Origin of the sequence: Marinicella gelatinilytica, from assembly GCF_026410405.1 — a bacterium.
GTDB lineage: Bacteria > Pseudomonadota > Gammaproteobacteria > Xanthomonadales > Marinicellaceae > Marinicella > Marinicella gelatinilytica.
The window spans coordinates 220548-227792 of record NZ_JAPMLN010000002.1 but is presented as its reverse complement, the minus strand read 5'-3'; the positions used below and the strand labels follow the sequence as shown (position 1 = coordinate 227792).

Annotated in this window: 4 protein-coding genes and 2 pseudogenes; 4 read left to right on the top strand and 2 right to left on the bottom strand. The window is 42.9% G+C overall.

The genetic code is table 11. The features are described from left to right. Together OS173_RS02555 and OS173_RS02550 are read left to right on the top strand one after the other, a co-directional pair. A pseudogene (locus tag OS173_RS02555) lies at positions 1-866 on the top strand (IS30 family transposase); the annotation flags it as partial. Positions 867-874: 8 nt separating this feature from the next. Beyond that, positions 875-1255 (top strand): annotated as a pseudogene (locus OS173_RS02550) (IS30 family transposase); the annotation flags it as partial. A 24-nt stretch (positions 1256-1279) separates the two neighbouring features. Here OS173_RS02550 and OS173_RS02545 read toward each other — a convergent pair. Together OS173_RS02545 and cas1f are read right to left on the bottom strand one after the other, a co-directional pair. Next, positions 1280-2869 (bottom strand): HD domain-containing protein, encoded by a 1590-nt coding sequence (locus tag OS173_RS02545; RefSeq protein ID WP_267182706.1) that lies wholly within the window; start codon positions 2867-2869, stop codon positions 1280-1282. Further along, positions 2866-3828: a type I-F CRISPR-associated endonuclease Cas1f gene (cas1f, locus tag OS173_RS02540; protein WP_267182705.1), complete on the bottom strand. Its 963-nt coding sequence runs from the start codon at positions 3826-3828 to the stop codon at positions 2866-2868. The genes OS173_RS02545 and cas1f overlap by 4 nt, the downstream gene beginning before the upstream one ends. 323 nt (positions 3829-4151) lie before the next feature. Between cas1f and OS173_RS02535 the strand changes: the two genes are divergently transcribed. Beyond that, a complete protein-coding gene (locus tag OS173_RS02535; RefSeq protein ID WP_267182704.1) occupies positions 4152-6479 on the top strand; it encodes a YfhO family protein in 2328 nt (775 codons plus the stop codon). Beyond that, positions 6452-7210 carry a glycosyltransferase family 2 protein gene (locus OS173_RS02530; RefSeq protein WP_267182703.1) on the top strand — a complete coding sequence of 253 codons (759 nt, stop codon included), beginning with the start codon at positions 6452-6454 and terminating at the stop codon, positions 7208-7210. The genes OS173_RS02535 and OS173_RS02530 overlap by 28 nt, the downstream gene beginning before the upstream one ends. The last annotated feature ends 35 nt before the right edge of the window (positions 7211-7245 follow it).

Genomic DNA, 7245 nt, shown 5'->3' with positions numbered 1-7245 from the left:
AACGATATCAGATTTACAGGCTAAAGAAAATGGGTTTCACACAAAAGATTATAGCCAAAGAACTTGGCAGATCACCTTCGACCATTTCTCGTGAAATATCCCGTAATACAGGCAAAAAGAATTACCGGCCTAAGCAAGCCCAACAGATGGCTGAAAGTCGTCGTAAGAACGCCCACAAAGCCATTAAATTAACTGAGCAAGTTAAACATTGGATCATCACACTCCTGTATCATGACCTGAGCCCGGAACAGATTACAATTTATCTCAAAAGGCATAAGGGTATCTCATTGCATCACGAAACCATTTACCAGCTTATTTATGCCGATAGAGATGCCGGCGGAACACTTTACAAGCAATTGCGAACTGCTTGTAAGAAGTACCGCAAACGTTATGGTTCTTATGATAAGCGGGGTAAAATCAGAAACAGGGTCAGTATTGACGACAGACCGGCTGTGGTTGATAAGAAAACAAGGATTGGTGACTGGGAAGGTGACACAATCATTGGCAAAGGTCGTCAAAGCGCTTTGCTCACCTTGGTTGAAAGAAAGACCTTGTACACCATGATTTTCCGGTTAACCGGAAAACAAGCTTCACTGTTGGCAGAGACAGCCATTGAAGGTATGGCGCATTTGGTTGACCAAATACTGACAATCACTTTGGATAATGGCTTGGAGTTCGCAGCGCATGAATTGATTGCAGAAGGACTAAAGGCTGACATTTATTTTGCCCATCCTTATAGCTCCTGGGAGCGTGGTATCAATGAGAATACCAATGGACTAATCAGGCAATATTTTCCAAAGGGAACCGACTTCAATCAAGTCACAGATGAACAAATAGAACACGTAATGNGGTTGAAAGAAAGACCTTGTACACCATGATCTTCCGGTTAACCGGAAAACAAGCTTCACTGTTGGCGGAGGCAGCCATTGAAGGTATGGCACATTTAGTTGACCAAATACTGACTATTACATTGGATAATGGTTTGGAGTTTGCAGCGCATGAATTGATTGCAGAAGGACTAAAGGCTGACATTTATTTTGCCCATCCTTATAGCTCCTGGGAGCGTGGTATCAATGAAAATACCAATGGCTTAATCAGGCAATATTTTCCAAAGGGAACCGACTTCAATCAAGTCACAGATGAACAAATAGAACACGTAATGGATTGCCTGAATAACAGACCACGGAAAACAAGAGGCGGGAAATCTCCGAATGAATTATTTATGGGGCAGCAAGTCGATTTACTTGCTGCATGATTAAATTGCACTTATTACTTGAATTCAAGCAGGTTCATTTGATTGATTAAATTCGTAAAGCTGTTTCTGTGCACTGCCACCGACCAGAATGGCCAATTGTTCATTGGATAAGTCTAAATCCTTTCGAAAACTTTCACCTGTTTGTAAGGTAAGTACCCGCAAGCCTAAGGCCACAGTAAAACGCGCACCTTGTTTTTCTGAAAGCGCATACATAATTCGGGCATTACCAATTGTTTTACCACAACCGGTTGACGCCATATTTACGCCAAAAAAACCATGCTCCTGAGATTCATCTTGGGCTTTCCGTGCTAATAAAGCGGCTTTATTCTGCCATTTGAAGCGGTTTATATCGGTGTCTTTAGCCAGGCTGTTGTGGTCTTTTAATGTTGGTAACTCTTGAGAAATGATGGGTAAAACTCTGGCAAACTCAGAGGTAAAACGACTGACACCCAATAAATGCTCATCAAGCGACTGTTTTATTTGTTTTGTTTTTCTATCGGTATTAGCCGCTAATTGTTTGTAACTTTCATCCCCGGAAACACGTCGATGATCATCAGAATCTAAACTCGAGTAATTGTGATCACCTATCATTAAAGATAAACGTGATAGGTGTAGTAACATTGGGTCAGAAATACTTGTTGATTTATCTGATGCCTGTTGGCTTAAATTGATTAAAGTGGTGTTTTGTAGGGCTTTATTTGACCATCTTTTCAACGCTTTTTGCCAGACAGGGCTGTTTAAGACCAATTGATTAAAATCCCAAAAAGTTTGTTGTTGAGTGTCAGATATTTTGTTTTTGCCTTCAAATAAAGATGGGTTTTTGACCCAATAATCGATAGCTTTGACATGTTGATAAAATTTTGCGAGGTCACGTTTAAAAAATTTGCCACTACTTTTAAGGTTTTTAATTTGTTTGGCGTTGTAATATATCTCACCAAAAGGAGGTAGCCTATGATGGGTTACAATTAACCATGCGATCCATTGAGCGAGTGGTGGCATTGTGCCCATAGTTGATTTTTCTTTATTATTTGTAATCACCTCAAGCAGTGAGTTATGGTCGTTTAAGTTTTCTGATAGATAATCCTCAATATTGGCAAATCGTTGCAACCAAGCTTCATCAGTTTCACAATCTTTAATCAGCCATTCAAACAATTTAAGTGATAGCCATTCGTGACGATAAGGGTCACCATAAGCTGTGAAATTGATCAGTTTAGCCTGAAAGCCAATAGTCGATTTACCGATATCATGTAATAGAGCGGCTAAAGTGGCGATAATTTGAATACATGAAATATAAGTCCAATCACTTTTCCATTCATTGTGTAAAATATTTCTTCGGGTGCTATTCACCGGCACATACCCCATTTCATTAAATTCATAACGTTTGCCCACTATCCACAAGAGTTCAGAGCGGGCGCGAGATCGAATCCAGTGGCAGCTGACGGCGGTGCTTTTACTGGCGGTTTTCTTAAGGAGTTTGTGCGCGGCTTGTAAGCCTTCTTTGGTGATGACGGTTTGCCAGGTGTTATCCCCGATGCGATTGGCGAAGGCGTCTAACACCCGGCGGGTTTTTTTGAGGGCTTTCTTTTCGCATTGGCTGACGAATGTGACCATCATGGCAGTACGTCCTCAGATTTGTGCTGGTTGAGTGCAACTTCTTTGACCTGGTCGAACATAAAGTCGAGGGCTTTTTGGTCGGTGAAGGCTTGTAGGCATTGTTGCCGGAATTCTTGTTCTTTGGCGTTTTCTTTTGCGGAGATAAAGGCCCAGGGCAGAATAATGGCGTCTTTGATTAAATCGGCAATATCAAACACCAGTGCACCTCGACGGGTTTTACCGTGCATAACGGCGAAGCCGTGTGGAATGCCGAGTACCCAAAGGGTGGTGGCGGCTAAGCCGTAGGCGAGGTAATTGCCGTGGTTTAAAAAAGCATTGGCTTTGTCGGTGGCTTCACGGTCGCGTCTGAATGCGCCGTAATCGATGGAATTGGCTACGGTTTTATAAAGGCGTTTGGTTAGGTCGGCTTCGATGGCCAATAGTTTACTGACCTTTTGGGCATTGAGAATCTCTTGTTCGGTTGTTTTGAGTAGTGCCTGGATGCTGTCGCTGTTACCGTCGAGTCCTTCCATATTGATATCACGGTCTTTGCGCCAGACGTTATTTAAGTAGAGTAATCTCGACAACTGAAATTTCTTGGCAGCGGACAAACGTTTATTGTCATCGAACCAAAACTGCATCCAGCCTTGCATGTATTCGGTGGGGCGGTATTCGCTTTGTGGCATCAGCCATTCGATTTCGTTGGCCATTAATAAGGGTGTGCCACCGCCGCCGCAAAAACCCACCAAAACACCGGCTGATGCCAACATGCGCATGGCGGCTTGGGTGATTGAAGTGCCGGTGCCGAGAAGAATTACGGTGGTGTTGGCAATCGGGATATTCCAGTATTGGTTTTCTTTTTTTGCCTCGGTTAGATAGAGCACCCGACCGTCTTTTTGCATAACGCGACAGTGCTCAATGTAATATAGATTAGCCCGCTTGGAGTGTAGTATGTGCTTTAAATTGCTTAGTTGTTCCATGTCCCTTTATCCACTGTTGTTATTAACTTTATAAGGTGGTTAATTTTTGTCAATTTTTTTTAAATTTTATCGTTTGTTTTTCGCAAAAAGTGAGAATAAGGAAAATTTTTTTAGGTTTGTGCTTAGTTCGAGACCTTTTTGACATAATTCGTCACTTTAGTTTTGTTGGTTTTACGGTTGTTAAAAATCTTTAAATTATGAGTGTTTAGATGACTGTTAATTAAAAAGCATGGAATTTGTTTACCTCAGGCGCGGTGGTGTGGGCTTTGGTTTATAATGTGCGATTTGTCATTAATAACGCTTTTATTTAGGGTAAATATGCCATGAATCAAGTTTCACCGGAATGTTCTAACTATCGCCAAGACAGGCTGTGGGCTTTGTTGGTTTATGGCTTGATGGGATTGGTGTTTTTTTATCCGGTGCTGCTGGGTTATTTAATTTCACAAAGTGATTATTTGTTTTTTGTGAGCCCCTGGAACTCGGTGCGTCCGGATGATTTATTGGCGGCTTCTAATCCTTATTTACAGGATCAAACCACCGAGTTTTTGGCGTTCTTTTTGACGGCTAAGTCTCAGATATTGCAGGGTATGTGGCCGCTTTGGAATCCATTTATTTTGACCGGCACACCGTTATTGGCCAATACCCAATCCGCTTTACTATTTCCGCTTAACTGGGGGCATTTTGTGTTGCCGGCCGGTTGGGGTTTTACGGTCAGTGCTTTATTGAAGGTTATTTTGGCGCCGTGGTTTACCTATTTATTGGCGCGGCGTTTGCGCTTATCTCACGCATCGGCCTTGATTGCCGGGGTGGCTTTTGGGTTTTGTGCTTTTTATGTTTTTTGGCTGAACCATCCACACAGTAATGTCACACTGCTGATTCCTTTGTGCTTTTATACCACAGAAAATTTATTGGCGCGACAAGGCATTCGTGAGGTGGCTTTATTGGCGCTGATTACGGCGGTGACCTTGTTTGCCGGTCATGTGGAGATTGCTTTATATACCGGCATGGCTTGTGCAGTGTATTTATTGGTGAGGGCTTTGCAACTAGGACAAATGCGCTGGCGATTGTGGTTCCAGTTTGGTGCTGCTTATGTGGCTTCTTTGTTATTAACCGCTGTCATGATGCTGCCGTTTTTGGAGTTTTTGACGGTGGCGGCGGTGTGGGAAGAGCGCAGTAACTTTGTGCATTACACCATGCCGATTTCAGCCATGGCTACGGGCATGTATGCTGATATTTTTCGGTTGCCCGGTTGGAGTGAACATTATTTGGGTTTTCATATCAGTTCTTTGTATATGGGCGTGACGGCTTTGCCGTTGGTATTGATTGGGGTGGTTAAAGGTGGTCGGCAAATGTGTCCGTGGCTGACGGTATTAGTGCTTTCTATGATGCTGGCTTTTGATATTGGGCCTTTATATGATGTGGTTAAGCATCTTCCGGTGCTGGGTCATTTACCCTTGTTTTATTGGGCTGTTTTAATCGCATTTTCGGGGAGTATGTTGGCCGCCATCGGCTGGCAATGTTGTATAGACAGTCAGATCAAGAAAATGACCATAGGTTTTGTGGTGTTATTTATTTTGGCGATGGTCTGGGTGGTGGCTTTTTTCTGGCAAGGTACAGATTATCAAGAGGCACTGGAGAATGTGGCGTTATTAACATCAGCACTAAAACAACGGGCATGGTTGATAACCTTGTTAATTTTAGGGGTGGCGTTACTGATGTATCTGGCGCAAAGCAAATCCCGCTGGGTGTCGCTGATTATGGTGACTGTGCTATTTGCTGATTTGTGGTGGTTTAATCACGGCTGGAATCCCACCGTTGATGCCAATCATGTGTTCCCCAATGAGACACCGAAGTCGATACAATTTCTACAACAGCAAGCGGGCCCGTATCGTGTTTTAGGCTTAAATCATATCTTAAAACCCAGCACCAATATGTTGGCTGAGCTGGAAGATGTCCGTGGTTATGATGTGCCGGTTAGTAAACGTTATCACCGTTTTTTTAAACAGGCCTTACAGGGTACGGTGGCTTATTGGGTGTATGAGAAAACCACATTAGAGTCAAATTTATTGCCGTATTTAAACCTACATAATGTGCGTTATATTTTGGCCAAGACGGCATTGCCTGAAGAATTCGAGATGGATTTGATTTACGATGATGACATCAAAATATACGAAAACACGGCGGCCGAAGCACGTCTATTTTATCGGCAACAAGCAAAGCTGGTTGCTACTCCGGACTCAGCCCTGGAAACACTTTTGCAGCAACCACAAGCATTAAGCAATCAGGTCATTATTGAATCATCTGATAAACCCAGAACACAGGAGTCAGATAGAGTTGCTGAGGTGAAAAACACAACAATGTCGTTTGAGCTGATTGCTCACCATGCACAAAAATTAACAGCTGATGTTAATATGGCGCAAAGTGGCTGGTTAGTACACGCCGCTGCTTTTTATCCCGGTTGGCGCGCCTATGTGGATGACAAACGGGTTCCCTTGTATGCTGCCAATTACACCCAACAGGGCATTTATTTACCGGCCGGCAAACATCGGGTGCGCTTTCATTATCAGCCGTGGAGCTTTACCATAGGTTTATTATTGTCATTATTGTCTTTTGCAGGATTATTATGGATACTCATCAAAAACAAAAAATAATTATTGTGATGCCGGCTTATCATGCCGAGAAAACGCTGCAAGACACGGTGGCTGCCATTCCCGATGGCTGTTACGACGAGATTATCTTAGTGGATGATTGCTCCACAGATAATACCGTAGCAAAAGCCAAAGATTTAGGTTTAACAGTTTTTACTCATGACATTAATAAGGGCTATGGCGGCAATCAAAAGCTGTGTTATCAAGAAGCCTTGAAAGCCGGTGGGGATGTGGTGGTGATGTTGCATCCGGATAATCAATATGATGCACAACTGATTCCTTACTTTACCGGGTTTGTGGAAAAAGGTGTTTGTGACTTTATGTTGGGCGCCCGTATTCGTACCCGCAAAGAAGCACTTCAAGGCGGTATGCCTTTATATAAATATTTGAGCAATCGAATGTTGACGCTGATTATGAATGTGGTACTGGGTCAAAACCTGGCCGAAGGCCATTCCGGGTTTCGGGTTTATCATCGCCGGGTATTGGAGACCATACCGTTTCACGACAATGCCGATGACTTTTCTTTTGATGCCGAGTTGATTACCCAGGCGGTATATCATGGTTTTAAATTAGGTGATGCGCCAATGCCGGTGCGCTATTTTTCTGAGGCATCCAGTATCAGTTTTAAAGACAGCAGTATTTATGGCTTAAAGATATTATCGACTTTAGCTAAGTACATATTAACAAAATGGAAAATTAAAAAATCCCCACTGTTCAAAAAACATAACGACTAAAGCCCGCTTTTAAAACGGGCTTTAGCTGGCTTGAG